The 26,278-nt window shown below is 69.0% G+C and carries 30 protein-coding genes and 1 other RNA gene; 18 read left to right on the top strand and 13 right to left on the bottom strand.

Features of this window, described 5'->3' with window-relative positions:
* Positions 1–118 precede the first annotated feature (118 nt).
* From BSY19_RS24130 to BSY19_RS24115, 4 genes are all read right to left on the bottom strand, one after another.
* Positions 119–904, bottom strand: coding sequence for an inositol monophosphatase family protein (locus BSY19_RS24130; protein ID WP_069056381.1), 786 nt, complete (start codon positions 902–904; stop codon positions 119–121).
* Between the two features lie 144 nt (positions 905–1,048).
* The gene (locus BSY19_RS24125; protein ID WP_069056380.1) at positions 1,049–1,972 is read right to left on the bottom strand and encodes a tetratricopeptide repeat protein; all 924 of its coding nucleotides are present in this window, start codon (positions 1,970–1,972) and stop codon (positions 1,049–1,051) included.
* The gene (locus tag BSY19_RS24120) at positions 1,969–2,625 is read right to left on the bottom strand and encodes a thiamine phosphate synthase (protein WP_069056379.1); all 657 of its coding nucleotides are present in this window, start codon (positions 2,623–2,625) and stop codon (positions 1,969–1,971) included. Before BSY19_RS24120 ends, BSY19_RS24125 begins: the two co-directional genes overlap by 4 nt.
* Positions 2,622–3,776 carry a benzoate/H(+) symporter BenE family transporter gene (locus BSY19_RS24115; protein WP_069056378.1) on the bottom strand — a complete coding sequence of 385 codons (1,155 nt, stop codon included), beginning with the start codon at positions 3,774–3,776 and terminating at the stop codon, positions 2,622–2,624. The genes BSY19_RS24120 and BSY19_RS24115 overlap by 4 nt, the downstream gene beginning before the upstream one ends.
* A 186-nt stretch (positions 3,777–3,962) precedes the next feature.
* Between BSY19_RS24115 and BSY19_RS24110 the strand changes: the two genes are divergently transcribed.
* Positions 3,963–5,966, top strand: coding sequence for a PhoX family protein (locus tag BSY19_RS24110; RefSeq protein ID WP_069056377.1), 2,004 nt, complete (start codon positions 3,963–3,965; stop codon positions 5,964–5,966).
* A 217-nt stretch (positions 5,967–6,183) separates the two neighbouring features.
* On the opposite strand, the gene fba is transcribed toward BSY19_RS24110, so the two are convergent.
* The 6 genes from fba to tkt all read right to left on the bottom strand — a co-directional run bounded on the left by fba (position 6,184) and on the right by tkt (position 12,540).
* A complete protein-coding gene (fba, locus tag BSY19_RS24105; RefSeq protein WP_069056376.1) occupies positions 6,184–7,260 on the bottom strand; it encodes a class II fructose-bisphosphate aldolase in 1,077 nt (358 codons plus the stop codon).
* 90 nt (positions 7,261–7,350) lie between these two features.
* The gene (locus BSY19_RS24100) at positions 7,351–7,608 is read right to left on the bottom strand and encodes a hypothetical protein (RefSeq protein ID WP_069056375.1); all 258 of its coding nucleotides are present in this window, start codon (positions 7,606–7,608) and stop codon (positions 7,351–7,353) included.
* A 67-nt stretch (positions 7,609–7,675) separates the two neighbouring features.
* Positions 7,676–8,881, bottom strand: a complete 1,206-nt coding sequence (locus BSY19_RS24095) for a phosphoglycerate kinase (protein ID WP_069056374.1) — start codon at positions 8,879–8,881, stop codon at positions 7,676–7,678.
* Positions 8,878–9,324, bottom strand: a complete 447-nt coding sequence (locus BSY19_RS24090; protein ID WP_083247807.1) for a hypothetical protein — start codon at positions 9,322–9,324, stop codon at positions 8,878–8,880. The genes BSY19_RS24095 and BSY19_RS24090 overlap by 4 nt, the downstream gene beginning before the upstream one ends.
* A gap of 70 nt (positions 9,325–9,394) precedes the next feature.
* The gene (gap, locus tag BSY19_RS24085; protein WP_069057356.1) at positions 9,395–10,405 is read right to left on the bottom strand and encodes a type I glyceraldehyde-3-phosphate dehydrogenase; all 1,011 of its coding nucleotides are present in this window, start codon (positions 10,403–10,405) and stop codon (positions 9,395–9,397) included.
* 137 nt (positions 10,406–10,542) lie between these two features.
* Positions 10,543–12,540: a transketolase gene (gene tkt, locus BSY19_RS24080; protein ID WP_069056373.1), complete on the bottom strand. Its 1,998-nt coding sequence runs from the start codon at positions 12,538–12,540 to the stop codon at positions 10,543–10,545.
* 332 nt (positions 12,541–12,872) lie between these two features.
* Here tkt and BSY19_RS24075 point away from each other — a divergent pair, with 332 nt between their 5' ends.
* The 5 genes from BSY19_RS24075 to BSY19_RS24055 all read left to right on the top strand — a co-directional run bounded on the left by BSY19_RS24075 (position 12,873) and on the right by BSY19_RS24055 (position 15,337).
* The gene (locus BSY19_RS24075) at positions 12,873–13,244 is read left to right on the top strand and encodes a DUF4164 domain-containing protein (RefSeq protein ID WP_069056372.1); all 372 of its coding nucleotides are present in this window, start codon (positions 12,873–12,875) and stop codon (positions 13,242–13,244) included.
* A gap of 12 nt (positions 13,245–13,256) precedes the next feature.
* Positions 13,257–13,625 carry a cell division protein ZapA gene (locus BSY19_RS24070; RefSeq protein WP_069056371.1) on the top strand — a complete coding sequence of 123 codons (369 nt, stop codon included), beginning with the start codon at positions 13,257–13,259 and terminating at the stop codon, positions 13,623–13,625.
* A gap of 55 nt (positions 13,626–13,680) precedes the next feature.
* Positions 13,681–13,834: non-coding RNA, 6S RNA (ssrS, locus tag BSY19_RS24065), on the top strand.
* Positions 13,835–13,841: 7 nt separating this feature from the next.
* Positions 13,842–14,426: a 5-formyltetrahydrofolate cyclo-ligase gene (locus BSY19_RS24060; protein ID WP_069056370.1), complete on the top strand. Its 585-nt coding sequence runs from the start codon at positions 13,842–13,844 to the stop codon at positions 14,424–14,426.
* Positions 14,427–14,512: 86 nt separating this feature from the next.
* Complete coding sequence (locus BSY19_RS24055) at positions 14,513–15,337, top strand: TIGR00282 family metallophosphoesterase (RefSeq protein ID WP_069056369.1); 825 nt, start codon at positions 14,513–14,515, stop codon at positions 15,335–15,337.
* 21 nt (positions 15,338–15,358) lie between these two features.
* Here BSY19_RS24055 and BSY19_RS24050 read toward each other — a convergent pair whose 3' ends face one another.
* A complete protein-coding gene (locus tag BSY19_RS24050; protein WP_069056368.1) occupies positions 15,359–16,720 on the bottom strand; it encodes a globin-coupled sensor protein in 1,362 nt (453 codons plus the stop codon).
* Between the two features lie 247 nt (positions 16,721–16,967).
* Here BSY19_RS24050 and BSY19_RS24045 point away from each other — a divergent pair, with 247 nt between their 5' ends.
* The gene (locus BSY19_RS24045; RefSeq protein WP_069056367.1) at positions 16,968–17,711 is read left to right on the top strand and encodes a YebC/PmpR family DNA-binding transcriptional regulator; all 744 of its coding nucleotides are present in this window, start codon (positions 16,968–16,970) and stop codon (positions 17,709–17,711) included.
* Between the two features lie 106 nt (positions 17,712–17,817).
* On the opposite strand, the gene BSY19_RS24040 is transcribed toward BSY19_RS24045, so the two are convergent.
* Positions 17,818–18,597: a sulfite exporter TauE/SafE family protein gene (locus BSY19_RS24040; RefSeq protein ID WP_069056366.1), complete on the bottom strand. Its 780-nt coding sequence runs from the start codon at positions 18,595–18,597 to the stop codon at positions 17,818–17,820.
* 188 nt (positions 18,598–18,785) lie between these two features.
* Here BSY19_RS24040 and ruvC point away from each other — a divergent pair, with 188 nt between their 5' ends.
* The 5 genes from ruvC (at position 18,786) to BSY19_RS24010 (ending at position 22,162) form a co-directional block, all read left to right on the top strand.
* The gene (gene ruvC, locus BSY19_RS24035; protein WP_069056365.1) at positions 18,786–19,298 is read left to right on the top strand and encodes a crossover junction endodeoxyribonuclease RuvC; all 513 of its coding nucleotides are present in this window, start codon (positions 18,786–18,788) and stop codon (positions 19,296–19,298) included.
* Positions 19,299–19,473: 175 nt separating this feature from the next.
* Positions 19,474–20,091, top strand: coding sequence for a Holliday junction branch migration protein RuvA (gene ruvA / locus BSY19_RS24030; RefSeq protein WP_069056364.1), 618 nt, complete (start codon positions 19,474–19,476; stop codon positions 20,089–20,091).
* Positions 20,088–21,134, top strand: a complete 1,047-nt coding sequence (gene ruvB / locus BSY19_RS24025) for a Holliday junction branch migration DNA helicase RuvB (RefSeq protein ID WP_069056363.1) — start codon at positions 20,088–20,090, stop codon at positions 21,132–21,134. The genes ruvA and ruvB overlap by 4 nt, the downstream gene beginning before the upstream one ends.
* 258 nt (positions 21,135–21,392) lie before the next feature.
* Entirely contained in the window at positions 21,393–21,617 is a 225-nt protein-coding gene (locus BSY19_RS24015) for a type II toxin-antitoxin system HicB family antitoxin (RefSeq protein WP_069056362.1), read from the top strand.
* Between the two features lie 32 nt (positions 21,618–21,649).
* Positions 21,650–22,162: a DUF3828 domain-containing protein gene (locus tag BSY19_RS24010; RefSeq protein WP_150129714.1), complete on the top strand. Its 513-nt coding sequence runs from the start codon at positions 21,650–21,652 to the stop codon at positions 22,160–22,162.
* Positions 22,163–22,196: 34 nt separating this feature from the next.
* On the opposite strand, the gene BSY19_RS24005 is transcribed toward BSY19_RS24010, so the two are convergent.
* Complete coding sequence (locus BSY19_RS24005) at positions 22,197–22,703, bottom strand: hypothetical protein (protein ID WP_069056360.1); 507 nt, start codon at positions 22,701–22,703, stop codon at positions 22,197–22,199.
* 154 nt (positions 22,704–22,857) lie between these two features.
* On the opposite strand from BSY19_RS24005, the gene ybgC reads away from it, so the two are divergent.
* From ybgC to BSY19_RS23975, 6 genes are all read left to right on the top strand, one after another.
* Positions 22,858–23,262 (top strand): tol-pal system-associated acyl-CoA thioesterase, encoded by a 405-nt coding sequence (gene ybgC / locus BSY19_RS24000; protein ID WP_069056359.1) that lies wholly within the window; start codon positions 22,858–22,860, stop codon positions 23,260–23,262.
* Positions 23,263–23,305: 43 nt separating this feature from the next.
* Positions 23,306–23,962 carry a TetR/AcrR family transcriptional regulator gene (locus tag BSY19_RS23995; RefSeq protein ID WP_069056358.1) on the top strand — a complete coding sequence of 219 codons (657 nt, stop codon included), beginning with the start codon at positions 23,306–23,308 and terminating at the stop codon, positions 23,960–23,962.
* Positions 23,959–24,201 (top strand): hypothetical protein, encoded by a 243-nt coding sequence (locus tag BSY19_RS23990; RefSeq protein ID WP_069056357.1) that lies wholly within the window; start codon positions 23,959–23,961, stop codon positions 24,199–24,201. The genes BSY19_RS23995 and BSY19_RS23990 overlap by 4 nt, the downstream gene beginning before the upstream one ends.
* Before the next feature lie 137 nt (positions 24,202–24,338).
* Complete coding sequence (locus tag BSY19_RS23985) at positions 24,339–24,779, top strand: DUF2852 domain-containing protein (RefSeq protein ID WP_066726283.1); 441 nt, start codon at positions 24,339–24,341, stop codon at positions 24,777–24,779.
* Positions 24,780–25,103: 324 nt separating this feature from the next.
* Positions 25,104–25,814, top strand: coding sequence for a protein TolQ (tolQ, locus tag BSY19_RS23980; protein WP_069056356.1), 711 nt, complete (start codon positions 25,104–25,106; stop codon positions 25,812–25,814).
* Positions 25,815–25,826: 12 nt separating this feature from the next.
* The gene (locus BSY19_RS23975; RefSeq protein WP_069056355.1) at positions 25,827–26,273 is read left to right on the top strand and encodes an ExbD/TolR family protein; all 447 of its coding nucleotides are present in this window, start codon (positions 25,827–25,829) and stop codon (positions 26,271–26,273) included.
* Positions 26,274–26,278: the final 5 nt, after the last annotated feature.

The raw sequence follows: 26,278 nt of genomic DNA, 5'->3' as shown, positions 1-26,278 counted from the left end.
AATCTTCCGTTCGCCACCGTGACGGGAGGGACTGTCGCTTCCCGTGCCGCGATGATCAAGCGCGAAAGATCAAGGACATATGACCAAAGCCTGGGCTGTTGCCGCGAGGCTGCGCGGTTCAGGCCGCCTTGAGCGCCGCGCGCAGGGCCTGCTCGCCGATCTCGTTGCCGCAGATGATGTCGCGCGCCATGGTGGGCTGCTTGCCGTCGAGCGTGCCGAAGGTGCCGCCCGCCTCGCGGATCATCACGGCGCCGGCCGCGAAGTCCCAGGTGTTGAGGTCGCGCTCCCACCAGGCGTCGAAGCGGCCGGCCGCGACATAGGCGATGTCGAGCGCCGCGCAGCCCATGCGACGGACATTGGAGAAGCGGGTCATCACCGCGCCGAGCTCGCGCAGGAAGAGCGGGTGGCCGCCCTTGCCGATATGGGGCACGCCCATGCCGACGAGCATCTCGGTCGGCTCGCGACGGCCCGAGACGCGCATGCGGCGGTTGTTGACATAGGCGCCCTTGCCCTTCTCGGCGATGAAGAGCTCGTCCTTGGCGGCGTCGTAGATCACGCCCGCGACGAACTGGTTGTCGCGCTCCAGCGCCACCGAGATGTTCCAGTGCGGGATGCCGCGCAGGAAGTTGTGGGTGCCGTCGAGCGGGTCGATGTGCCAGCGGTTGCTCTCGTCGGTGCCGGCGACGCTGCCGGCCTCCTCCATGACGAAGCCGTAGCCGGGGCGGGCCTTCTCCAGCGAGGCGCGGATGATCTCCTCGGCCTTGGTGTCGGCCTTGGAGACGAAGTCGCCCGGGCCCTTGGCCAGCACCTGCAGGTTCTCGACCTCGCCGAAATCGCGCTTGAGGGAGCGGGACGCCTTCATCACGGCGTCGGTCATCACGGTCATCAGGGGTGAGCGGATCATCGGTAACCTCGTTCGCGCCGTTTCGGCGCAGCAGGCGGATCTCGGCAGGCGAGCATCCGGTTCAGACAGCGGGCCCGGGGTCCGAGGCGCGGGGCGCGCTCGGGGGGAGGGCTTGAGAAAACTCGTCCGTCCCTTGCTCGCCTGTCAGGGCGACGTCAAGGCCGCGCCCTCGATCCGGTCGGCGGCGAGGCGGGCGGCGCGCCCCTGCTGCTCGGGGTTGAGCCGGTCGAACAGCTGGGCCAGCGCGGGATCGTCGAGGCCGCGCGCCCGGGCTGCGAGATGCCAGGCGGCGGCCTCGATCGAGTCCGGGGGAATGCCCCGCCCGCTCTGGTAGAGCCGCGCGATCCGGTTCTGCGCGATCGGGTTGCCCTTGCCGGCGGCGCGCAGGAAGAGCTTGGCGGCGGCGGTTTCGTCGCGGGCGACGCCGGTGCCGTTGAACAGCATGATCGCGTATTCGATCTCGGCGGGCAGGTGGCCGGCGGCGGCGGCCTGGGCCATCCAGCGCGCGGCCTGTTCGTCGCTGCGGGGCATGCCGCGGCCCTGCCGCGCCAGGGTCGCCAGCGCATGCAGCGCGTCCGGAATGCCGCCCTTGGCCGCGATCTCGAGGCTCTTGATCGCACGGGCCTCGTCATCGGGCTGGCCGGTGGCGAGCCAGGCGAGGGCGAGGTTGTAGTTCGCGGCCGGGTGCCCGGCCTCGGCCGCGCGGCGCATCAGGACGGCGGCGCGGTCCGGATCGCGCCGCGGGCCGGTCGTGTCGAGCAGGGCGATGGCGAGCGCATAGGCGGCGTTGATGTCGCCGCGCTCGGCGGCGCGCTCGTACCATTCGGTCGCCACCGTCTGGTCCGGCCGGACGCCGAGGCCCTGGCGGTAGATCTCGCCGACCAGCGTCATCGCGGCGGCATCCTTGCTGTCGGCCTCGATGCGCTTCAGCGATTCGGAGAGGGCGCGGCGGTAATGCCCGGTCTGGTAGGCGGCATAGGCGACGTCGCGCTCGGCCGCCGCCACGGGGGCTGCGAGCGGCAGGCCGGCCAGCAACAGGCCGGCGAGGGCCCGGCGGCAGCGCCTCATCGCACCGCGGCCCTGCGGAGAGCGCAGGCGGCGATGGCCTCGTTGGCCTCGCCGACGATGGCGCGGATGTCGCTGCCCTCCGCGAAGGCCCAGTCGCCCAGCGCGATGAATTCCGCCCCCGTCTCGGCGAGCGCGGCGACCGAGTCGGCGTCGGGCGCATAGGCGACGCAGGGCGTCTGGAAGATCTCGGCCCACCAGCCGGCGCGCTCGATCACGGCCGGCAGCGGCGGCATCGAGCCGTCCGGGCGGGGCTCGCCGAAGAGAACGTAGTCGACGCCGGCCTCGCCGACATCCATGGCGTCGTGGCGGGCGCGCAGGCCGCCGGCGCCGATGATGCGCTCGCCCTTGAGGCTGGAGCGCGCCTCGGCGATCGCATCCGGCCCGCCGGTCAGGTGGACGCCATCGGCTCCGCCGCGCGTCGCGACGAGGGCGCTGTCCTCGACGACGAGCGCGACATTGGCGGCCTGGACCGGGCCTGAGAGGCGTTTCACGCGCTCGATGCGGCTGCGCTCGTCGCCGGGCGCGAGTCGAAGCAGCACGGCCGCGAGGTCGCCGCCGGCCTGGGCCTGCATGAGCCTGAAGGCCATCGCGTCGGCATCCGCCACGAGCGGGGTGACGAGCATCAGGCGGGTGGGGGGAGAGGTCGTGGTCATGATCTTGCGCGCAAACGGCCCGCGATGGCGTCCAATGTCAAGACTCCAAGGCCGGCAACGAGGCTCCAGAAGGCCGAGCCGACGCCGAACAGAGTCAGGCTCGAGGCCGCGACAGCGAAGGTGACGACCGCGGCGAAGCGATGCCCGTCGGAGGAGGTCGCCTGCGTCAGGGCGCCGGTCAGCGAGCCGACGAGGCCGAGGCCGGCGACCGCGACGATCAGCGCCTTGGGCATGGCGAGGATGAGGGCGAGCAGCAGCCCCGCGGTCGCGGTGATGGAGAGCCAGGCGAGGCCGTAGACGATCCCGGCCTTCCAGCGTTGCGCGGGATCGGGATGGGTGTCGGGCCCGGTGCAGATCGAGGCTGATATCGCGGCCATGTTGACCATATGGGCGCCGAAGGGGGCGGTGAGGGCGGAGGCCAGGCCCGTGGCGAAGAGGCAGGCGGGAACGGGGGGCTGGTAGCCGGCGGCGCGCAGAACGGCGAAGCCGGGCAGGTTCTGCGCCGCCATGGTGACGAGATAGAGCGGGATGCCGATGCCGAGCATGGCGGCGGTATCGAAGCGCGGTGTGACGAATTCGAGGCCGGAGAGGGCAAGCCCGCCCGCCGGCCATGCCGCCAGCCCGCCGGCGAAGCTGAGGACGATGCCGGCCGCGAGCGCGGCGATGACCCCGAGGAAGGGATTGACCAGCCGCGCCAGCAGGAAGACCGCCAGCAGCGGCAGGACGAGGCCGGGCGAGACCCGCATCTCGTCGAAGACCGCGACGACGAAGCGGAAGATCACGCCCGCGAGCATGGCGGCGGCGATCGGCATCGGGATCTTCTCGATCAGCGCGCCGAGCGGTCGGAAGGCGGCGGTCAGCATCATCAGCACGGCCGCGAGGAGGAAGGCGCCGACGGCGGCGGCCATGTCGAGCCCGCTGCTGGCGGCGATGAGCGCGGCGCCCGGCGTCGACCAGGCGCAGATGATCGGCAGGCGGTGGCGCCAGGACAGCCACAGGCTGGCGGCGCCCTTAGCGAGCGCGAGCCCCGCGACCCAGGACACGGTCTGGGCGGGCGTCGCGCCGAGCGACTCCGCCGCCGCCAGCACGACTGCGACCGAGGCGGTGAAGCCGACGAAGACCGCGACGAAGGCTGAGAAGACGAGGGACATGCGGGTCCTGCGCGGCGGAAGGGCGCTCCTTCAACCAGAAAGAGCCTTCGACCGGAAGGGGCTGCGCGGGCGATGGGCATGTCCGGCGTGCGTTGCCGGAAGGCTGCCGTCACCGCCGCGTCACGGCGACAGTCTATCGCTGGAGTTCGTCCAATGCCAATCTGATCCTTCGCCAGGACAACAGCCATGACCGACGAAACGCCCTACGAATCGACCTTCGGCGCCAGCCTGCTCGAGCATGAGGATGCCGAGCCTCAGAACCTCAGCGACAACGCCACGATGGGCGAGCTGATCTCTGCCCGCTTCTCGCGCCGCGGGCTGCTGAAGGGGGCGCTGGCGGTGTCCGCGATCTCCGCGACCGTCGGCACGGTGGCGCTGGCCACTGCCGATGCGGCGAGAGCCCAGGCCGGCGGCTCGGCCTTCGCCTTCAAGGAGGTCGAGGCCGGCGTCGATGCCGACCATCACGTCGCCGAGGGCTATGACGCGCAGGTCCTGCTGCGCTGGGGCGACCCGATCACGGCTGGCGCGCCCGCCTTCGACCCGGCGAAACAGACGCCGGAGGCTCAGGGACAGCAGTTCGGCTACAACAACGACTTCGTTGGCTATCTGCCGATGCCCGGCGCGGCCAACCCGTCCGCCCATGGCGTGCTCTTCGTCAATCACGAATACACCAACCCGCATCTGATGTTCCCCGGCGTCGTCGAGATGAAGGACGGCAAGCCGGTCCTGAAGAGCGCGACGCCCGAGCGCTACCGCATCGAGGCGATGGCGCATGGCGCCACCGTTGCGGAGATCCGCCGCACCGATGGACAATGGGCGCTGGTGACGGATTCCAAGCTCAACCGGCGGATCACCGCCGCCACCGAGATGCAGCTCTCGGGCCCCGTCGCGGGAACCGACCGGGTGAAGACCGGGGCGGATGCCACGGGCCGCAAGGTGCTGGGCACCCTCAACAACTGCGCCGGCGCGATGACGCCCTGGGGCACCTTCGTCTCGGGCGAGGAGAACTTCCACGGCTATTTCTCCGGCAAGCTGCCGGAGGGCCATCGCGAGGAGGTCAACTACAAGCGCCTGGCGATCCCGTCCTCGCCTTACGCCTGGGGCCGCTTCGAGGAGCGCTTCGACCTGGCGAAGGAGCCCAACGAGGCGAACCGCTTCGGCTGGGTGATCGAGGTCGACCCGTTCGATCCGACCTCCGTGCCGAAGAAGCGCACGGCGCTCGGCCGCTTCAAGCATGAGGGCGCCGACATGATCGTGGCGAAAGACGGCCGCGTCGTCGCCTATCTCGGCGACGACGAGCGCTTCGACTACGTCTACAAATTCGTCACGGCGGGCCGCTTCGACGCCGCCAACCGCGCCGCCAACATGGACCTGCTCGATTCCGGCACGCTGTACGTCGCCAAATTCGCGGCGGACGGCACGGTGGCGTGGCTGCCGCTCGTGTTCGGGCAAGGGCCACTGACGGCGGCCAACGGCTTCCAGAGCCAGGCCGACGTGCTGATCGAATCCCGCCGCGCCGGCGACCTGCTCGGCGCCACCAAGATGGACCGACCCGAGGACATCACGCCTAACCCGGTGACGGGCAAGGTCTATGTCATGCTGACCAATAACACGCGCCGCACCGAGGCGCAGGTCGACGGCGCGAATCCGCGCGCCAAGAACGCCTTCGGGCATATCATCGAGATCATCGAGGCGGATGGCGACCACGCCGCTCCCACGGGCCGCTGGGAAATCCTGCTGAAATGCGGCGATCCGTCCGTGGCGGCCGTCGGCGCGACCTTCTCGACCGATACGACCAGGAGCGGCTGGTTCGGGATGCCCGACAATGCTGTGGTCGATTCCGCCGGGCGGCTCTGGGTCGGAACCGACGGAAACGGGCCCGACGTCACAGGGCGCACCGACGGGCTCTGGGCGGTCGACACCGATGGCGGCGCGCGCCGGACCTCGAAGCTGTTCTACCGCGTGCCGCACGGCGCCGAGCTCTGCGGCCCCTGCTTCACGCCCGACGACACCACCGCTTTTGTGGCTGTGCAGCACCCCGGCGACGACGGTCCGGACTGGCCGGCCTTCGGCCGCCGTTCCTATTACGAAGATCTCTCGACCCGCTGGCCGGACTTCAAGCCGGACATGCCGGTGCGGCCGTCGGTGGTGGCGATCACCAAGAAGGGTGGCGGCAAGATCGGGGTTTGAGCTGACGTTGCTCTACGCTGCCCTGGACGATCGAGCGCGGGGAACCCTCTCCCGTAGGGAGAGGGCAGGGTCAGGGGTCGGCATTTGACGCTGCGGCCGTGACCTAACAGCGCTCTTCTGAAGGCTGCGCGCTCAACTGGTTCAGGGGCCAGCACCTCTCCCCTGCCCCTCTCCTTACAGGAGAGGGGTTCCCGCACCTTTCCTTGAGGTATTGAACTCAGCCCGCCTTGCCGAAGGTGGGATCGAGCTCGCCCTTGGCGTAGCGCTTGGCCATGTCGGCGGTGGTGAGCACGCGCTTGATCTTGCTGGCCTGGCCGGCGGTGTTGAACTCCTGCAGGCGCTGCTTGCAGAGCTTGGTCATCGCCTCCATGGCGGGCTTCAGGTATTTGCGCGGGTCGAACTCGCCGGGATGCTCGGAGAGGATCTTCCGGATCTGGCCGGTCATCGCCATGCGGTTGTCGGTGTCGATGTTGATCTTGCGGACGCCATGCTTGATGCCGCGCTGGATCTCCTCGACCGGCACGCCCCAGGTCTGGGGCATCTTGCCGCCATACTGGTTGATGATGTCCTGGAGGTCCTGCGGCACGCTGGACGAGCCATGCATGACGAGGTGCATGCTCGGCAGCTTCTTGTGGATCTCCTCGATGACGTTCATCGCCAGGATCGCGCCGTCGGGCTTGCGGGTGAACTTGTAGGCGCCGTGCGAGGTGCCCATGGCGATGGCGAGCGCATCGACCTTGGTCTCGGCGACGAACTTCACGGCCTCTTCCGGGTTGGTGAGGAGCTGGTCATGGGAGAGCTTGCCCTCGAAGCCGTGGCCGTCCTCCTTCTCGCCCTCGCCGGATTCCAGCGAGCCGAGCACGCCGAGCTCGCCCTCGACGGAGATGCCGCCGAGATGGGCCATCTCGGTGACGGTCCGGGTGACGCCGACATTGTAGTCCCAGTCGCCGGGGGTCTTGCCGTCGGCCTTGAGCGAGCCGTCCATCATCACCGAGGTGAAGCCGGCCTGTATCGCGGTCATGCAGGTGGCCGGCTCATTGCCGTGGTCGAGATGCACGCAGACGGGGATGTGCGGGTAGATCTCGGTGACCGCGTCCATCATGTGCTTGAGCATGATGTCGTTGGCGTAGCTGCGGGCGCCGCGCGAGGCCTGGATGATGACGGGCGCGTCGGTGGCGTCCGCGGCCGCCATGATCGCCAGCGCCTGCTCCATGTTGTTGATGTTGAAGGCGGGCACGCCGTAGTCGTTCTCGGCGGCATGGTCGAGCAGTTGGCGAAGCGTGATACGGGCCACGTTGGCACTCCCCTTGAGGCAATGGATATGGGGAGCGTTTAAAAGCCAACTGCGACAAAGGTAAAGCGAAAGCGGGCGAAGCGCTTAAGATCAGCGGCCGCGGGCTTCCAGCACGCGCACACGCTCCTCGACGGCGGCGAGGTCCTCGGCGAACTGCCCGGTCGTGGCCTTGGCCATCACCAGAAGGCCGGCGGTGTCGCGGCGCTGTTTGCGTACGAGGTCGCCGATCTCGTCGAAGCGCTTTTCGGAGGCTTCGAAACGAGCGTTCACTTCAGCTCGAAATGACGACAATTCGGCCTGAATCCTCTTGAGGATCTCAAACATCGCTGTCTGAACGTTCTCGCTCATCGCCGCTCTCTCCGAAAAGCGACGAGAACATAGCATAAACAAGCCCTGCTGCAAACGGCAGGGCCGTTCAGCCTGTCCGCAGCGCCTCGACGCCCGGCAGAGGCTTGCCTTCCATCCACTCCAGGAAAGCGCCGCCGGCGGTGGAGACGTAAGTCAGGTCGTCCGCCACACCGGCATGGTTCATCGCCGAGACGGTGTCGCCGCCGCCGGCGACCGCGACGAGCTTGCCCGCCTTGACGCGCGCGGCAGCGGCCCTGGCGACGGTGACGGTCGCGGTATCGAAGGGCGGCAGCTCGAAGGCGCCGAAGGGGCCGTTCCAGACCAGCGTCCTGACCGTGTCGAGCTTGAGCACGACTGCGGCGACGCTCATCGGGCCTGCGTCGAGGATCATCTCATCGGCCGCGACCTCGCCGACCGGCACGACGCGGTGGCCGGGGTTGGCCTTGAACTCGCGCGCGACCAGCGCATCGACCGGCAGCAGGATCTCGCAGCCGGCGGCTTTCGCCTTGTGCTCGATCTCGCGGGCGGTGGCGACGAGGTCATGCTCGCAGAGCGACTTGCCGACATCGATGCCGCGGGCGGCGAGGAAGGTGTTGGCCATGCCGCCGCCGATGGCGAGGACATCGACCTTCTTCACGAGATTGCCGAGCAGGTCGAGCTTGGTCGAGACCTTGGCGCCGCCGACGATCGCCATGACCGGGCGGGCGGGGTTGTCGAGGCCGGCGGAGAGCGCCTCCAGCTCCGCCTGCATGGTGCGGCCGGCATAGGCCGGCAGGACATGGGCGAGCCCTTCCGTCGAGGCGTGGGCGCGGTGCGCGGCCGAGAAGGCATCATTGACATAGAGATCGCCGTTGGCGGCGAGTGCCCTGACGAAAGCGGGGTCGTTCTTTTCGTCGCCGGCGTGGAACCGGGTGTTCTCCAGCAGCAGGACATCGCCGTTCTTCGCGGCCGCGAGAGCCTTTGCGACGTCGTCGCCGATGCAGTCGTCCACGAAGGTCACGGGGGACCCCAGCGCATGGGCCAGCGCCGGTACGACCTGTTTCAGGCTGTTCTTGGCATCCGGCCCCTTGGGGCGGCCGAAATGGGCGAGCAGAATGACCTTGGCGCCCTTCTGCGACATCTCGCGGATGGTCGGCAGGATGCGGTCGATGCGGGTGGTGTCGGTGACCTTGCCGTCCTCCATCGGGACGTTGAGGTCGACGCGCACCAGCGCGCGCTGGCCGGCGAGGTCGGCGTCGTCGAGGGTCTTGAAGGCGGTCACGGCAGCGCTCATGGCAGCAGCTTGGGCATCAGGCCGGGCACGCCGAAGCGCAGCACGAGAATGGTCAGGACGACGGTGAGGATCGCGGTGACGATGGCCGTGGTGAAGAGCGTGGCGGCACGCGGCGTCGCATCGACGCGGTCGCGCAGCGCGGCGATCTCGCCGCGGATGGCGGCGAAATCCATCGTGCCGGCGGCGGCGTCGACCTTGTGGGCGCTGCGCTCGAGCGAGGCCTCGGCGCGGGTCAGCACGGCCTCGTAGCGGGCGAACTTCTCCTCGATGCGGGCCGCCTTCTCCTCGATGCGGGAGAGCTGGTCGAGCTGGCGCGGCTCCGTCATCGGGGCGGCCTCGGTGCCGCCGACGATCGCCGGTGTCCCATAGCCCGCTGCGGCGGTGACGGTCGTCGGCATCGCGGTGTCGGCAGGCGATGCGACGGTCGGCTCGATCTTGGCCATGGTCGTTCCGTTCGATTCGAGACAGGAGCGAGGCCGCGCCGGTGCGGCGCGGCCTCGGAAGGGCGTGCGATCAGAGCAGCTTGCCCATGGCGACGGCGGTGTCGCTCATGCGGTTCGAGAAGCCCCATTCGTTGTCGTACCAGGCGACGATGCTGACGAACTTGTCATCCATGACCTTGGTCTGGTCGAGCGCGAAGGTCGACGAGGCTGGGTCGTGGTTGAAGTCGATCGAGACGTTGGGCTGGTCGGTGACGGCGAGGATGCCCTTGAGCGGGCCGCGCTTGCTCGCCTTGAGGATCGCGTCGTTGATCTTCTCGACGGTGGTCTTGCGCTTGGCGAGGAACTTGAAGTCCACCATCGAGACGTTGGGCGTCGGCACGCGCACGGAGGAGCCGTCGAGACGGCCCTTCAGCTCGGGGATGACGAGGCCGATCGCCTTGGCGGCGCCGGTCGAGGTCGGGATCATCGAGAGCGCGGCGGCGCGGCCGCGGTAGAGGTCCTTGTGCATCGTGTCCAGCGTCGGCTGGTCGCCGGTATAGGCGTGGACGGTGGTCATGAAGCCCTTGTCGATGCCCACCGCGTCATGGAGCACGCGCACGACCGGCGCGAGGCAGTTCGTGGTGCAGGACGCATTCGAGACGACGACATGGTCGCTGGTGAGCTGGCCGTTGTTGACGCCGAAGACGACCGTCAGGTCGGCGCCGTCGCAGGGCGCCGAGACCAGAACGCGCTTGGCGCCGGCGGCGAGATGGGCCGAGGCCTTTTCCTTGGTGGTGAAGATGCCCGTGCATTCCAGCGCGATGTCGACGCCCAGCGCCTTGTGCGGCAGATCCTTGGGGTCGCGCACGGCGGTGACCTTGATCGGGCCGCGGCCGACGTCGATCGTGTCGCCGGAGACGGTCACCGTGCCGGGGAAGCGGCCATGGACGCTGTCGAAGCGGAAGAGATGGGCGTTCGTCTCGACCGGGCCGAGATCGTTGATCGCGACGACCTCGATGTCCTTGCGCTTCGACTCGATGATCGCACGCAGCACGTTGCGCCCGATGCGGCCGAAGCCGTTGATCGCCACCTTGACCGTCATCTCGAACCTCTCCTTCGCCGAACTCCGGCGCTTGCGCGCCATTCACGCGGGCAATTCGGCCAAAGCGTGACCGAAAGCAAGTGTTTGCGTGAGAGAAAGCCGGGCCCACACCCGCTTTCTCTCCGTTGTCGCCGGCCTCAGCCGTTGTGCCGCTTCATCGCGGCGTCGACGACCGCCTCCGGCGTGATGCCGAAATGCTGGTAGACCTCCTTGTAGGGGCCGCTCGCGCCGAAGGAGGACATGCCGACGAAGGTGCCGTCATGGCCGATGATGGCATCCCAGCCGAAGCGAACGCCTGCTTCGACGGCGATCTTGATCGGGGCGGAGCCGATGATCGCGGCTTGGGTGGCCTCGTCCTGCGCCAGCAGCAACTCGAGCGACGGGACCGAGACGACACGGGCGCGCACGCCCTTCTCGGCCAGGAGCTTGCGGGCCGCGACGGCGAGCTCGACCTCGGAGCCCGAGGCGAAGAGCGAGACCTGGGCCTTGCCGCCCTCGGCCGCCAGCAGCTCGTAGCCGCCCTTGGCCGACCGATTTGTGGCGGTGGCGTCGGTGCGCAGCTGCGGCAGGTTCTGGCGCGAGAGGGCCAGCACCGTCGGGCCCTTGGTGTTCTCGAGCGCGAACTGCCAGGCTTCCGCCGTCTCGATCGCGTCCGCGGGGCGGAAGACATGCATGTTCGGCATGCAGCGCAGCGAGGCGATCTGCTCGACCGGCTGGTGGGTCGGCCCGTCCTCGCCCAGCCCGATCGAGTCATGGGTCATGACGTAGACGACCGGCAGACCCATCAGCGCAGCGAGGCGCATCGAGGGGCGGGCATAATCGGCGAAGACCAGGAAGGTGCCGCCGCCGGTGCGGAAGCCGCCATGCAGGGTGATGCCGTTCATCGCGGCGGCCATGCCGTGCTCGCGGATGCCATAGCGGACATAGCGGCCCTTGGGGGTCTTGGGCGTGAAGTCCTGCGCCGCCTTGGTGCGGGTGTTGTTCGAGGGCGTGAGGTCGGCCGAGCCCATCACCAGCTCCGGCATCACCGGGGTGATGGCCTCCAGCGCCAGCTCCGAGGCCTTGCGGGTGGCCACGGTCTGCGGCGCGGCGATGAGGGCTTTCTTGTGGGCCAGGATCGCCTTGCCGAGCCTGACCGGCACGCCATGGGCGAGGCGGCGCTCGAACTCGGCGCGCTTGCGCTCGGAGAGCAGGCCGAAGCGGCTGCGCCAGTTGGCATGCTCGTTGGCGCCGGCCTTGCCGGCCTCGCGCCAGGCCTTCAGCACGTCGGCCGCGACCTCGAAGGCGCTGCCGGTGATGCCGAGGTTCGTCTTGGCGGCGGCGAGTTCCTCGGCACCGAGCGGCTCGCCATGGGCCTTGGAGGTGCCCGCCTTCTTGGGCGCGCCGAAGCCGATCACCGTCTTGCAGGCGATCATCGTCGGCTTGCCGGACTTCTGGGCGCGACGGATCGCGGCCTCGATCGCGTCGGGATCATGGCCGTCGACCCGCTCGGCGCGCCAGCCGCAGGCCTTGAAGCGCGCGACCTGGTCGACATTGTCGGTGATCGAGAGCGGCCCGTCGATCGAGATGCCGTTGTCGTCCCACAGCACGATCAGCTTGTTGAGCTTCTGGTGGCCGGCCAGCGCGATCGCCTCGTGGCTGATGCCCTCCATCAGGTCGCCGTCGGAGGCGAGCACATAGGTGTGGTGATCGACGACCTTCCTGCCGAACTCGGCGGCGAGCATGCGCTCGGCCATCGCCATGCCGACGGCGGTTGCGAGGCCCTGGCCGAGCGGGCCGGTCGTCGTCTCGACGCCGAGCGTCATGAAGTTCTCGGGGTGACCCGGGGTCTTCGATTCGAGCTGGCGGAACTTCTTGAGATCGTCGAGCTCCATCCCCGGCGTGCCGGTGAGATAGAGCAGCGCATAGAGCAGCATCGAGCCGTGGCCGGCCGAGAGCACGAAACGGTCGCGGTCGGGCCAGCGCGGATCGGCCGCGTCATACTTCATCACGCGGGTGAAGAGCACGGTGGCGACGTCGGCGGCGCCCATCGGCAGGCCGGGATGGCCGGATTTGGCCTTCTCGACGCCGTCCATGGCGAGGCCGCGGATGGCATTGGCGAGCTTGTCGTGCCGCGCACGGTCGATCGTGGTCATGGTGATTTCTGGCTCCGTCTGGCGGGGGGACGAGGCCGCGGCCAAATCCTGCGCATGCGGCAGGCCGGGACGGTCCGATTTGCGATCGCTCTGTCGTTTCGACTGGTGGAGCGGATTAGGCCGCGGGCTCGGTGGGAGTCAATTCGACCGGGTGGACGATCGACTGGTTTCGCTGCGCCGCAGCGGGCCCACGCTGCAAGCGCGAACGAACAATGCGGCCCAAGCCCTTGGCATCGGTGGGGATATCGGGCCGGTGCGATTCACGTTTTTCGGCGAGTTGGTCTAGGGTCCCGAATCGTGTGAGCCGGCTTCGATCTGAAGGGGGAGCGAAAATGGCGAGCCTGATGCTGGACAATGCTCTGGCGCGCCTCGACGGGGCGCTGGCCCAACTCGAGGCCGCGGCGCGGCGACGGGTCGAGGCGGAGCGCGGCCGGGCCAATCTGGAGACCGAGCTCGCGCTGATGCAGGACGACCGGGCGCGGCTGGCGGCCGAGCTCGACGGCGCCACCGCGCGTCTCGGCGATGTCGAGACCGCCGCCGCCGATGTCGATCAGCGTCTCGAGCGCGCCATGACCGTCATCGGCGCCGTGATCGCGCGGGCGGAGGCCGAGGCCGGGCCGGGGCCCGTATCGGTTCCGGGCAGCGAAGACGGCGAGGAGGACGAAGGCGAGCCGGCCACGGCCAGCCTCGCCCGGGAGCATTGAGCGGAGAGCGCCATGCCGCAAGTCAACGTCACCATCGCCGGCAAGGCCTACCGCATGGCCTGCGGGGAGGGCGAGGAGCCGCATCTGGAGGGGCTCGCCCGCGTCTATGACGGCAAGATCCAGGAGATGCGCCAGGCCTTCGGGGAGATCGGCGACATGCGCCTGCACGTGATGGCGGCGCTGATGGTGGCCGACGAAGCCTCCGAGCTGCAGCGGCGCGTGGAGCGGCTGGAAGCCGAGCTTTCGGCGCTGCAGGGCGATGCGGGAGCGGCCGACCGGCGCCTCGGCGAGGTCGAGGACCGGGCGGCCGAGGCGCTGGTGAGCGCCGCCGAGCGGATCGAGGGCATCGCCCGCAGCCTGATCCCGAGTGCCGTGGGGTAGGGTTATCGTCGCGCGGCCACTGGCGCTTTGCCGGCGTCTTGCCTACATAGGTGTGGCGGGGCTGTCTGGTGCGTGAGAGTATGTATTTCCGGGCCCATACGACTCCCTAGGGAGCTGTCCCTGCTTGGGTCCCTGGACCCGAGCACACGGCGCCCACCTACTTTGTAGGTGTCCCGGGATCGAAACTCCACGGCCGAGGTGGCTCCGCACTTTCCCATGTCCGACAGGCCTTCCCCCGACGACCCCGCGCTCCGCAAGGCGGCGCTGCGCGCACAGGCGCTGGCCCGGCGCGACGCGCTCGAGATCGACGATCGTCTGATCTGGGACGAGGCGATCACCGAGCGCGCCCTGGCGCTGCCGGTGTTCGAGGCGGCTGCCGGCCCCGTCTCCGCCTATTGGCCGATGCGATCCGAGTCCGATCCGCGGCCGGTCCTGGAAGCCCTGCAGGCCCAAGGCCTGCCGCTCTGCCTGCCCGCCATCGTCGCCAAGCGGATGATCTTCCGGCGCTGGGCGCCCTATGAGCCGATCGTGCCCGGCGGCTTCGGTACGCTGGTGCCGGACCCGGCCCAGCCCGAGAGCGTGCCCGCCATCCTGATCGTGCCGCTCGCGGCCTTCGACCGACGCGGCTACCGCATCGGCTACGGCAAGGGCCATTACGATGCGAAACTCGCCGAGCTCGGTCCCGTCACCAGCATCGGCATCGCCTATGCCGCGCAGGAAATCGACGCTGTGCCCGAGGAGCCGCATGACCGGCGCCTCGACTGGATCGTCACCGAGCGCGAAACCATCCGCTGCGGGTGAACCGGGGTCCGTCAGGCGACGGCGCCGGTTGATTCCCGCCCGCTTTCGCGCGACGGAGGAGCGTCTTCCGCCTTCGGACCCTTCCCATGCGTTTTCTCTTCCTCGGTGATGTCGTCGGCCGCCCCGGGCGGGTCGCGGTGCAGGAGCGCCTGCCGCGGCTGCGCGAGCAGTGGAAGCTCGACTGCGTCGTCATCAATGGCGAGAACGCCGCCGGCGGCTTCGGCATCACCGAGGCGATCTGCGACGAGCTGCTGGCGGCGGGTGCCGATGCGGTGACGCTCGGCAACCATTCCTGGGATCAGCGCGAGGCGCTCGTCTTCATCGAGCGGCAGGACCGGCTGGTGCGGCCGGCCAATTATCCCAAGGGCACGCCCGGGCGCGGGGCGGCGGTGATCGAGGCGCGCAACGGCGCGCGGGTGCTCGTCGTCAACGTCATGGGCCGCATCTACATGGAGGCGCTCGACGACCCCTTCCAGGCGCTCGAGCGGGAGTTGTCCGCCTGCCCGCTGGGCGAGGTCGCCGATGCGGTGATCGTCGACTTTCACGCGGAAGCGACCAGCGAGAAGCAGGCGGCGGGCTATTTCCTCGACGGACGCGCGAGCCTCGTGGTCGGCACGCACACCCATGTGCCCACCGCCGATGCGCGCATCCTGCCGGGCGGCACGGCCTATCTCTCCGATGCCGGCATGTGCGGCGACTATGATTCCGTGCTCGGCATGCAGAAGGACGAGCCGATCCGGCGCTTCCTGCAGAAGACGCCGGGCGCCCGGCTGGAGGCAGCCGGCGGGGTGGGGACGCTGTCGGGCATCGCGGTCGAGATCGACGATGCAACGGGGCTCGCCAGGGCGGTGTTTCCGGTCCGGATCGGGCCGCATCTGGCGCCGTCGGCGCCGCCCTGGGACGAGGCCTGAGGCCTCTCGTCCGCCGCCGCCTCAGGCGGCGTTGGCGCGCTGCACCAGGCTCTCGAAGGCGGCCGCGAGCGACGCGGCCTCCTCGGCCAGCGTGCCGGCGAGACCGAGCACTTCGCCGACGCTGCCGCCGGCCGCCGCGGCCAGTTCGCTGACGCCGCAGACCGTCTGCGCGACCTCCTGCGTCCCCACCGCCGCGAGGTCGACGCTGCGGGCGATCTCCTGCGTGGCGCAGCGCTGCTGCTCGAGCGCGCCGGCCACGGTGGCGGTGGTGTCGTGCATCTGGCGCACGAAGGCGACGATGCTGCCGATCGCCTGCACCGCCTCATGCGTCGCCGCCTGCATGGCGGGCACCTGGGCCGCGATCTCGTCGGTGGCCTGCGCCGTACGGGCGGACAATTGCTTGACCTCGGTCGCCACCACGGCAAAGCCGCGGCCGGCCTCGCCGGCGCGCGCGGCCTCGATCGTGGCGTTGAGGGCGAGCAGATTGGTCTGCGCCGCGATGTCGCGGATCATCTCGACGATGGAGCCGATGGTCTGCGCCGAGGTCGCGAGGCTCTTGACGATGACGTCCGTCTTGAGCGCCGCCGCATTGGCGCTGTGGGCCATGCTGGCGGCCTGCTGGACCTCGAGGGCGACATGGTCGAGCGAGACGGTCAGCTCGCCGGTCGCGCTGGCGACGCTCTGGACGTTGTCCGAGGCGTCGTCGGAGGCCCGCGCCGCGATGATGGCCTGCGCGCCGGTGTCCTTGACGATGGCGTTCATCGTCGCCGCCAGGGTCTCGACCCGGCGGGCGCCGCTGCTGACGGTGTCGACGACCCGGCGGACCCTGGCCTGGAAGCCGTCGATCTCGGTGCGGGTCAGCTCATGCGCCTCGCGCTGGATGCGGGCATAGGTCTCCAGCAGCAGTTCGAGATCGAGCGCGGCACTCTTGTTGAGGGCCGAGCGGGCGGCGATGCGCCGGTTGCGCTCCTTGCTCTTCCACCAGCCGAGCGCCTGCAGCGCCAGCCGGTCGAGCCCGAGCTCGGTGCCGATGCGGTGGGTCACCAGCGCGTGGTCGATGGCGATGCCGTAGGCCGGCACCTCGAGCCGATGGAAGGCGGAGGCGAGACGATGGGCCGATTCGAGAAAGCCGTCCCGGAGCTGGCCGGAGGCGAGCCGCGTCCAATGCGCGAGCCGCAGCGTCCTGACCTCGGGATTCTCGAAGGCGCGGGCGGTCTCGGGCCAGGGCGCGAGCGCGCCCTGCATGTCGTCCAGCAGGGCCGGCAACCGGGAACGGGCCATGTCGCCGTAAGGGCGCAAGGCGGCGATGTCCGCCTCGTCGATCTGGAAGGCGCGAAACCGCGCCTCCTGCTCTGCGACGAGCTTGCTGGAATCGGTGGTCATCGGTGTCCGAAGAACAGGCTGGGGGCGAACCGAAGCGGGTTCGCCGCGACCCCCGTTATGGCGCGCCATGACTTAACGTCGGGTTGCTGTGGTCCTGCAAATCCCCTTGCATTCCGGACGAACCGCGGACGGCCTCGCTTGCGCGGCGGCGAAGGCGGCGCCTATAAGGCCGGTCTGCCCGCCGGGGACGCTCGAGGCCCCGCCGGCGGCGCCGAAAACACGAGAAGGCAGCAGAGGTTCGGGTTCCATGGCCGGTCATTCCCAGTTCAAGAACATCATGCATCGCAAGGGCAAGCAGGATGCCGTGCGGGCCAAGCTGTTCTCGAAGCTCGGGCGCGAGATCACCGTCGCCGCCAAGATGGGCATGCCCGACCCGGCGATGAACCCGCGCCTGCGTATGGCGGTGCTCGCCGCACGCGCCGAGAACATGCCCAAGGACAACATTCAGCGCGCCATCAACAAGGCCGCCGGCGGCGAGGGCGATAACTATGACGAGGTCCGTTACGAGGGCTACGGGCCGGGCGGGGCGGCCGTCATCGTCGAGGCGCTGACCGACAACCGCAACCGCACCGCATCGGCCGTGCGCTCCTACTTCACCAAGGCGGGCGGGGCGATGGGCGAGAGCAACTCGGTCTCGTTCATGTTCAACCGCGTCGGCGAGATCGCCTATCCGCTCGCAGCCGGCGACGCCGACAAGCTGATGGAAGCGGCGATCGAGGCCGGGGCCGACGACGTCATCTCCGACGAGACCGGCCACACCATCCTGTGCGCCTTCGATGCGCTGAACGAGGTCTCGAAGGCGCTGGAAGCGGCGCTCGGCGCGCCGGCCTCAGCCAAGCCGGTCTGGCGGCCGACGACCTCGGCCCCGCTCGACGAGGAGAAGGCCGCGTCGATGATGCGGCTGATGGAAGCGCTCGACAATGACGACGACGTCCAGAACGTCTTCGCCAACTACGAGATCTCCGACGAGGTGATGGCGAAGCTGGGCTGAGGATTGCGCCTCACCCGTCATTGCGAGCGCAGCGAAGCAATCCAGACGGATTGCGTGTTGCCCCTGGATTGCTTCGCTGCACTCGCAATGACGGGTGAGGTGCCTCCTACCGCCCCACGAACCCGTCCCACAGCGGCAGGCTGACCAGCGCGCTGAGGAAGATCACCGCATAGGCGATGCGGCGGAAGGTTCCCTCGTTCGCGAGGCGGAAGCCATGCGTGCCGGCCCACATGCCGGCGCCATAGGCGGCGAAGAGCGGCAGCGCCATCAGCAGGGCGGGCAGCGTCAGGATGCCCTTCCACCACAGCACCGTGCCGCTGATCAGCGTCGAGCAGCCAAAGAAGGTCTGCAGATTGGCGCGGGTCTTGTGGCGATCGTTGCGCTGGGCGCCGAGCCAGAACACGGCGAGCGGCATCCCGCCGATCGAGGCCATGCCGTTGAACAGCCCCGAGAGAACGCCGACGCCGAGCGAGAGCGGCACGCCCGGCCGGCCGTGATAGCGCCAGCCCGAGGCCATCAGCGCGACCGCGGCGAAGATCAGCCCGGCGAGGATCCAGCGCATCGTCTCGCGGTCGAGCCAGATCAGGAGCCAGATGCCGGCGGGCAGAGCCAGCGTCGCGGTCAGCAGCAGCGGCGCCACCTCGCGCCATTCCGCCTGCCGGGCGTTGCGCAGCGCGATCGGCAGGGCAAAGGGCGCGTCGATGCACCAGATCAGCCCGAGCGCCGCGACCGGGCCGATCACCATCGAGGCCAGCGGCATGAACACCATGGCGAAGCCGAAGCCGGTGAAGCCGCGCACGAGCCCGCCGAGCAGCGTCGCCAGGATGAGGACGACAAGCCCGCTCGGCGAGACGGCGGGAAACAGGAAGGCGAGGAGATCGGTCATGCCGTCCGGGGGAGAGCGCAGGGCTTTGCGAGGAGTGATGCCTCGCACCAACAGCCAAGCGACGCCCGCGACAACCCCCGTCCGCGTGATGCGACCGATGCACGCCGCTCATCGACGGGGACGCGAGGAAGGAATCCTTAGGACGCCGCATGGAACAAAGCGTGTCCAAGGTCTAGGCTATCAGCGACATGAACCCACCGATTCGCATTCTCGGCATCGACCCCGGCCTCCGGAAGACGGGCTGGGGCGTCATCGTCTCGGAGGGGAGCAAGATCGGCTTCGTCGCCTGCGGCTGCGTCGAGAGCGAGGCCGGTCTTTCGCTGGCGGAGCGGCTGCGCCAGCTTCATGACGGGCTCAGCCGCGTCGTGCACGCCCATGCGCCCGACGAGGTCGCGGTCGAGGAGACGTTCGTCAACCGCGATCCGCAATCGGCGTTGAAGCTCGGCCAGGCGCGTGGCGTCGCGCTGGTGGTGCCGGCGCTGGCGGGCCTCGATGTGGCGGAGTATGCCGCCAATCTCGTCAAGAAGACGGTGGTCGGCGTCGGCCATGCGGACAAGAAACAGGTCCAGATGATGATCCGCGTGCTGCTGCCCAAGGCGGAGACGCGCTCGGCCGATGCGGCCGATGCGCTGGCGGTGGCGATCTGCCACGCCCAGCATCGCGGCATGCGCGCGCTGGTCGCGCAGATGCGGGCGGGGTGATGACACAGTCGATCATTTCACCCACAGCCCTCATCCTGAGGAGCGGGCGCAGCCCGCGTCTCGAAGGATGTTTCAGTGCGCACTGGAGCATCCTTCGAGACGCCGCTTCGCGGCTCCTCAGGATGAGGGCTGGTGGGTCCGAGAGCGGAGCTGGCGCGGAAGGCGGGGCGAGACGATGATCGGGAAGCTCAAGGGCATCGTCGATTCCTATGGCGAGGACCACGTCATCCTCGACGTGCAGGGCGTCGGCTATGTCGTGCAGTGCTCGTCGCGGACGCTGCAGCGGCTGGCGAAGCCTGGCGAGGCGGCGGTGCTCTCGATCGAGACGCATGTGCGCGAGGATGCGATCCGGCTCTACGGCTTCCTCTCCGACAATGAGCGGGACTGGTTCCGGCTGATGCAGGTGGTCCAGGGCGTCGGCGCCAAGGTCGCGCTCGCCATCCTCTCGACCTTCGAGCCCGGTGCGCTGGCGACTGCGATCGCGACCGGCGACAAGGCCGCGGTGGCGCGCGCGCCGGGCGTCGGGCCCAAGCTGGCGCAGCGCCTCTGCGCCGAGCTGAAGGACAAGGCGCCGGCCTTCGGCCATGTCGACCCGGGCGTCGCGCAACTCGCCGGCGCGCTCGCCGATAGGAAACTGCCGCAGCCGGTGGCGGACGCCGTCTCGGCGCTGAGCAATCTCGGCTATCCGCAGGCGCAGGCCGTGGCGGCTGTCGCGGCCGCCGCGCGTGAGGCGGGCGAAGGGGCGGGGACGGCGCAGCTGATCAAGCTCGGCCTGCGGGAGCTGGCGAAGTGAGCGACACCAAACGCCCCGGCCTGCTCTCCGCCGAGAAGCGCGACGACGACGCCGAATCCTCGTTGCGGCCGCTGTCGCTGTCGGATTTCACCGGCCAGGCGGCGGCGCGGGCGAACCTCCAGGTCTTCATCGAGGCTGCCAAGAGCCGCGGCGATGCGCTCGACCATGTGCTCTTCGTCGGCCCGCCCGGGCTCGGCAAAACGACACTGGCGCAGATCGTGGCGCGGGAACTCGGCGTCAATTTCCGCTCGACCTCGGGGCCGGTCATCGCCAAGGCCGGCGACCTCGCGGCGCAGCTGACCAATCTCGAAGAGCGCGACGTGCTCTTCATCGACGAGATCCACCGGCTCAACCCGGCGGTGGAGGAAATCCTCTATCCGGCGATGGAGGACTACCAGCTCGACCTGATCATCGGCGAGGGGCCGGCCGCCCGCTCGGTCAAGATCGACCTGCCGAAGTTCACCCTGGTGGGCGCCACGACCCGCGCCGGCCTGCTGACGACGCCGCTGCGCGACCGTTTCGGCATCCCGATCCGGCTGCAGTTCTACACCGTCGAGGAGCTGCAGGGCATCGTGGCGCGCGGGGCCCGCGTGCTCGGGGTGCCGATGTCGGACGATGGCGCCAACGAGATCGCCAAGCGCTCGCGCGGGACGCCGCGCATTGCCGGGCGGCTGCTGCGACGGGTGCGCGATTTCGCCATCGTCGACGGCGACGCGATCGTGACGCGCAAGGTCGCCGACAAGGCGCTGCAGCTGCTCGATGTCGACGCCATCGGCCTCGACCAGATGGACCGGCGCTACCTGACGACGGTCGCGATCAATTTCAGCGGCGGGCCGGTCGGGATCGAGACGATCGCGGCCTCGCTCTCGGAACCGCGCGATGCGATCGAGGAGATCATCGAGCCCTTCCTCCTCCAGCAGGGCTTCATCCAGCGCACGCCCCGTGGCCGCATCCTGACGCCGCACGCCTTCCGGCATCTCGGAATGCCCGAGCCCAGCCGCGAGGCGGCGCAGTTCGGGCTGTTCGGGGACGGGGAGGCGTGAGTTGGCGGACGATCTCCTCGATCGGATGCGGAGCAACCCGGCCGGCGACTGGACGATCGGCGACATCGAGCGGCTGTGCCGGTCATATGGGATCGATTGCAAACCACCTCCCGGTGGCGGGTCGCATGACAAGGTTGCCCATGACGCGGTTGCCGACATCCTGACGATCCCGGCTCGTCGGCCGATCAAACCGAAATACATCCGCCTTCTCGTCAGCTTCGCGAGGCTCGTGATAACGTCGGGCGTCAGGAGGCAGACATGAGCCCACTCGCCTATCGTGTCGTCATCGAGCCGCTCTCTCTCGCCGATGGCGGCGGATATTTCGCGACGGTGCCTGATCTGCCGGGTTGCATGTCGGATGGCGAGACGGCGGAGGAGGCGCTTCTCAACGTGCAGGACGCAATCGTGTGCTGGATCGAGGCCGCCAACGAGATGGGGCGCACCGTTCCACAACCGACCCGCACCCTGACGGCCGCCGAGTGACTCCGCTGACGAGACGTGGTCTGGCGGCGTTGGTGCCAGCGCTCGCGATCGCCGCCTGCGGCGCGGCCCTTGCCGCCCCCGCCGGTCCCGAAACGCCGGTGCGCGAAGCCTATGCCATCACCAGCCGGCAGCTCGCCGGCTCCGGCGGCAAGCCCGTCGCGGCGCCTTGGCAGAAGCCGCATCGCGACCGGCTGATGAGCCGCGCGCTCGCCGGTATGTTCGCGCGCGACGAGCTCTACCAGGATGAGGCCGGCGAGATGGGCCATCTCGGCGCCGACCCCTTCCTCAGCGGTCAGGATGGCGAGATCAAGAATCTGAAGGTCAGCGTCACTTCGCCTCCCGCCGGGGGAAAGGCGCAGGTCACGGCCTCCTTCCGCAGCTTCAAGCAGCCGGTCAGCGTGCGCTTCCGCATGGTGGAGGAGGGCGGGGCCTGGAAGATCGACGACATCGTCAACCGCGTCGAGGGGCAGGATTACGCCGTGCGCGATCTGCTGTCGCAGCCCTATGAGTGCGGCTCCTTCATGAAGAAGCCCTGCAAGCGTTAGCACCTGCAGGGCTTCTGGTTCGGCCTTCGCGCGATCAGCGCGCGAACTTGGACCGGTGCATGGCCGAGCGCTGGCCGGCGTGGTCGAGGGCTCCGGACTTGGCCGTTTTGCGGTTGACGATCGGCTTCATGCCCTCGTCGCCCGTGCGGCTGAGCGGGCGCGCCAGCGCCTGCTTGCGCATCTTCATCGCCAGCGCCTTGCGGGCGAGGGAACGCTGGCTCGGCTGACGCTGCTTTTCGGTGCGGCGGGTCTGCTCGGCGCCGACGCGCTTGAGGGCGACGGTGAGCGCATCGGCCTTGGTCTTGGTGCCGGTGTTGTCCGAAGCGGCGGCGGCGCCCTGTGGCGCGGCCTTGCCGCGAAACTCGCGGCGCTGCCGGCGGGCGACATCGCGGGCTTTGTCGCGGCGGTCGCGCAGGTTCTTGGCGAGATCGCGGAGGTCGTCGTCCGGCACGGTGCCGATCGCATGGCTGCGGGTGCGGGCGACGAGGTCCCATTCGTCCTTGTCGAGAACGCGTTCGAGTTGCTTGGTCGAGAGCGACATGCGGACTGTCCTTTTCTTGTGGTTGCGGTCTCCCTGGGTCAACATCCTCCGGGCCTGCGAGTTCCCCGGCGCGGCGGTCTGCCCCAGACCACTATGCTGCCGCCCGCCTGCGCTTTAAAGCTCCGCCTCCCGTCGCTGTTTCCCGTTCGAAGCCATGACCGCCTCCCACAGCCTTTCCGTCCGCGTCTATTACGAGGACACGGATTTCTCCGGCGTCGTCTACCACGCCTCCTATCTGCGCTTCATGGAGCGCGGCCGCACCGAGCTGATCCGGTCCCTCGGGGTCGGGCAGCGGGAGCTGTTCGACGGCGAAACGGCGCTGGGCTTCGCGGTTCGCCGCATGACGATCGATTTCCTCAAGCCCGCTGTGATGGACGATCTGCTGACGGTCGAGACCGTTTCGGTCGCGGCGCGGGGCGCGACGATGGATGTCGAGCAGCGCGTGCTGCGCGGCGAGGAGGTTCTCGTCACGGCTCAGGTCAAGGTCGCCTGCGTCGGCGGCGGCCGGGCGCGGCGCATTCCCGATGGCCTGCGGCGGCGCCTGGGGATCGAGGATTGAGGGCTGATCGACGCGCCCGCCGCGCCATGTTAGCGCTCGTCACATGAGCTGGAAACGCGACAAGCCGGAGGCGCCGCCGCGCGGCTACCATCACGGCAATCTCAAGGAGGAGCTGGTGCGCGCCGCGCTGGGCCTGATCCGCGAGAAGGGGGCCAACGGCTTCACCTTCGCGGAAGCAGCCCGCCTCGCCGGCGTCAGCCCGGCCGCGCCCTACCGGCATTTCCGCGATCGCGACGAGCTTCTGGCGGATGTCGCGACGCGCGGCTTCGTTCTGTTCGAGGCCGCGCTGACGCGGGCCTGGGACCAGGGCCGGCCCGATCCGCAGGCCGCCTTTCACCGGCTGGGGCTGGCCTATCTCGCCTTCGCCCATGACGAGCCGGCCTATTACGCGGCGATGTTCGAGGCCGGCGTGCCGCTCGATGCCAGCCCGGAGCTGCGCGCGGCGGCCGACCGGGCCTTCCAGGGGCTGCGCGCGGCCTCGGAGGCACTGATCGCGCTGCTGCCCGCCGGCAAGCGACCGCCGGCGCTGATGATGGCGCTGCATGTCTGGTCGATGTCGCATGGCGTCGCCGCCCTGTTCGGCCGGGCCGATGGCGGGCGGCGGCCACTGCCGATGTCGGCGGCCGAGCTGCTGGAAGCCGGCATGCTGATCTATCTGCAGGGGCTGGGGATCAATTCCGACAAGGATCCGAGGCCATGACTGAAGTCACGGATTCTCAGATCGACGAAGCGATTCTCTCGGAGCTCGGGCCGCGTTCACTTAAAACTGCCCGGATTGTCGTTAGGGTCGGTGAGCGATTTGACGAAGCGGATCGGGCCTTTTTCGACAGGGTCGAGGCGCGCATCGGCGTGTTGATCGAAGCAGGGCGAGTGCGCTTGTTGGGGCGTCTGGCGGATTGGCGCTTTAGCGAGCTCGCCTTGATGCCGCCCGACGCGTGATTGCCCTTCGCGCGTGGCGCTCGTCGAAGCGCTTATGATTGTCCAGCCCTCCGAATGCTCGATCTTGACAAGCGGAGCGCCGTCCCCCATTTATGTAAATGTGATTTACATTCACGCTTTGTCAGGGTGAGGGACCAATGCCGATCGTCGAGAAGCTCGATGAATATGGGAAGGGAGCCTGGATCGCCTTCGCGGTTCTCGGCTTCGTCGTGTTCTGGCCTCTGGGTCTGGCGACCCTGGCCTTTCTGTTCTGGAGTGGACGCATGGGTTGCGGAATGAGCGGTGCCGACCGCTACGAACACAGGATGAACCGTCTGCAGAGCAAGATGGAGCGCCTGAAGGAACGCATGGGCGGCCGTCACGGCGGCTTCGGCGGCGGCTGGGGCGGCGGGCCGTCCAGCGGCAACCGCGCCTTCGACGAATACCGCGCCGAGACGCTGCGCCGTCTCGAGGAGGAGCAGAAGGAGTTCCAGGATTTCCTGGGCCGGCTGCGCATGGCCCGCGACAAGGCCGAGTTCGACCAGTTCATGGCCGCCCGTCGCGGCGAGAACCCCGAGCCGCAGGCCAGCGCCGGCTGACGCGCCTCCGCATCGTTACGAATCGAAGCGCCCGTCCCGGGAGACCGGGGCGGGCGTTTTCGTGTCCGGAGACCGTTCGGCGGCGCCTCGCGGGTCCCGCGTATACCCGGCATTAACCTTGCTGGAGGCTTAACTCGGTCGCGCGCATGCGTTTCGGATGAAACCCCCTTTGCGCCCATCTTTCGCCGGATTCAAAGGCGATTGAGGGGCCACGGCATTTCCCCGGATCGCAAATCGGGCGGCGTCGCGGGGAGGCTCGCGGCGCGTGTGGCGGGGCGTTGGCCGGGCGACCGGCCGGACCCGCCCGTGCAAGAGGATGACAGGATGAACCCCGCCGACGTCGCGCAGGCCGCGCCGCAGATCGACATGTCGTTCTGGACCCTGTTCTGGCACGCCCACATCGTCGTCAAGCTCGTGATGCTGGGCCTGATCGGCGCGTCGATCTGGTGCTGGTCGATCATCATCGACAAGACGCTGCTCTACCGCCGCACCCGCAAGGAGATGGACGCCTTCGAGGAGGTGTTCTGGTCCGGCCGCTCGCTGGAGGAGCTCTATCGCGAGCTCGCCGCCAAGCCGGTCTCCGACATGTCGGCCGTGTTCGTCGCGGCGATGCGGGAGTGGAAGCGCTCCTTCGAGAATGGCGGGCGCTCCGTCGCCAGCCTGTCGCAGCGCATCGACAAGGTGCTCGACGTCACCATCCAGCGCGAGACCGAGCGGCTCGAATCGAAGCTTCTGGTGCTGTCGACGATCGCGTCGGCCGCGCCGTTCATCGGCCTGTTCGGCACGGTCTGGGGCATCATGCACTCCTTCACCGCCATCGCCGTCTCCAAGAACTCGTCGCTCGCCGTCGTGGCGCCGGGCATCGCCGAGGCGCTGTTTGCCACCGCGATCGGCCTGTTCGCCGCGATTCCCGCGCTGATGGCCTACAACAAGCTGCAGGCCGAGGTGGCCAAGGCCTCGAGCCGGCTGGAAGCCTTCGCCGACGAGTTCTCCGCGATCCTGTCGCGGCAGATCGACGAGCGGCTGGCGGCGTGAGGGGCTGAAACCATGGGCATGTCCGCAGCATCCGGGGCGAAGTCCGGCGGTCGGCGCGGCCGTCGCAGCCGCAGGCACGGCGCCATCGCCGAGATCAACATGACGCCGTTCATCGACGTGATGCTCGTGCTGCTGATCATCTTCATGGTCGCGGCGCCACTGATCGCGACGGGCGTTCCGCTCGACCTGCCGCAGACCGGCGCCAAGCCGATCAATGTCGACCAGAAGCCGATCACCATCGCCATCGACGGCAAGGGCCAGATCTTCCTGCAGGACCAGCCGACGCTGGAGCCCGACCTCGTCACCAAGCTGCAGGGCCTGGCGAAGCAGGGCTTCGACGAGCGCATCTATGTTCGCGGCGACCGGATGGTGGATTACGGCCGGGTCGCCTCGGTGATGTCGACGATCACCTCGGCGGGCTTCAAGCGGGTCGCGCTCGTCACCGAGCCGGCCCGCTGATCAGG

The sequence above is a fragment of the Bosea sp. RAC05 genome (assembly GCF_001713455.1).
Taxonomy (GTDB): domain Bacteria; phylum Pseudomonadota; class Alphaproteobacteria; order Rhizobiales; family Beijerinckiaceae; genus Allobosea.
The sequence above is the reverse complement of the archived record's forward strand: the minus strand, read 5'-3'. Positions and strand labels throughout refer to the sequence as shown.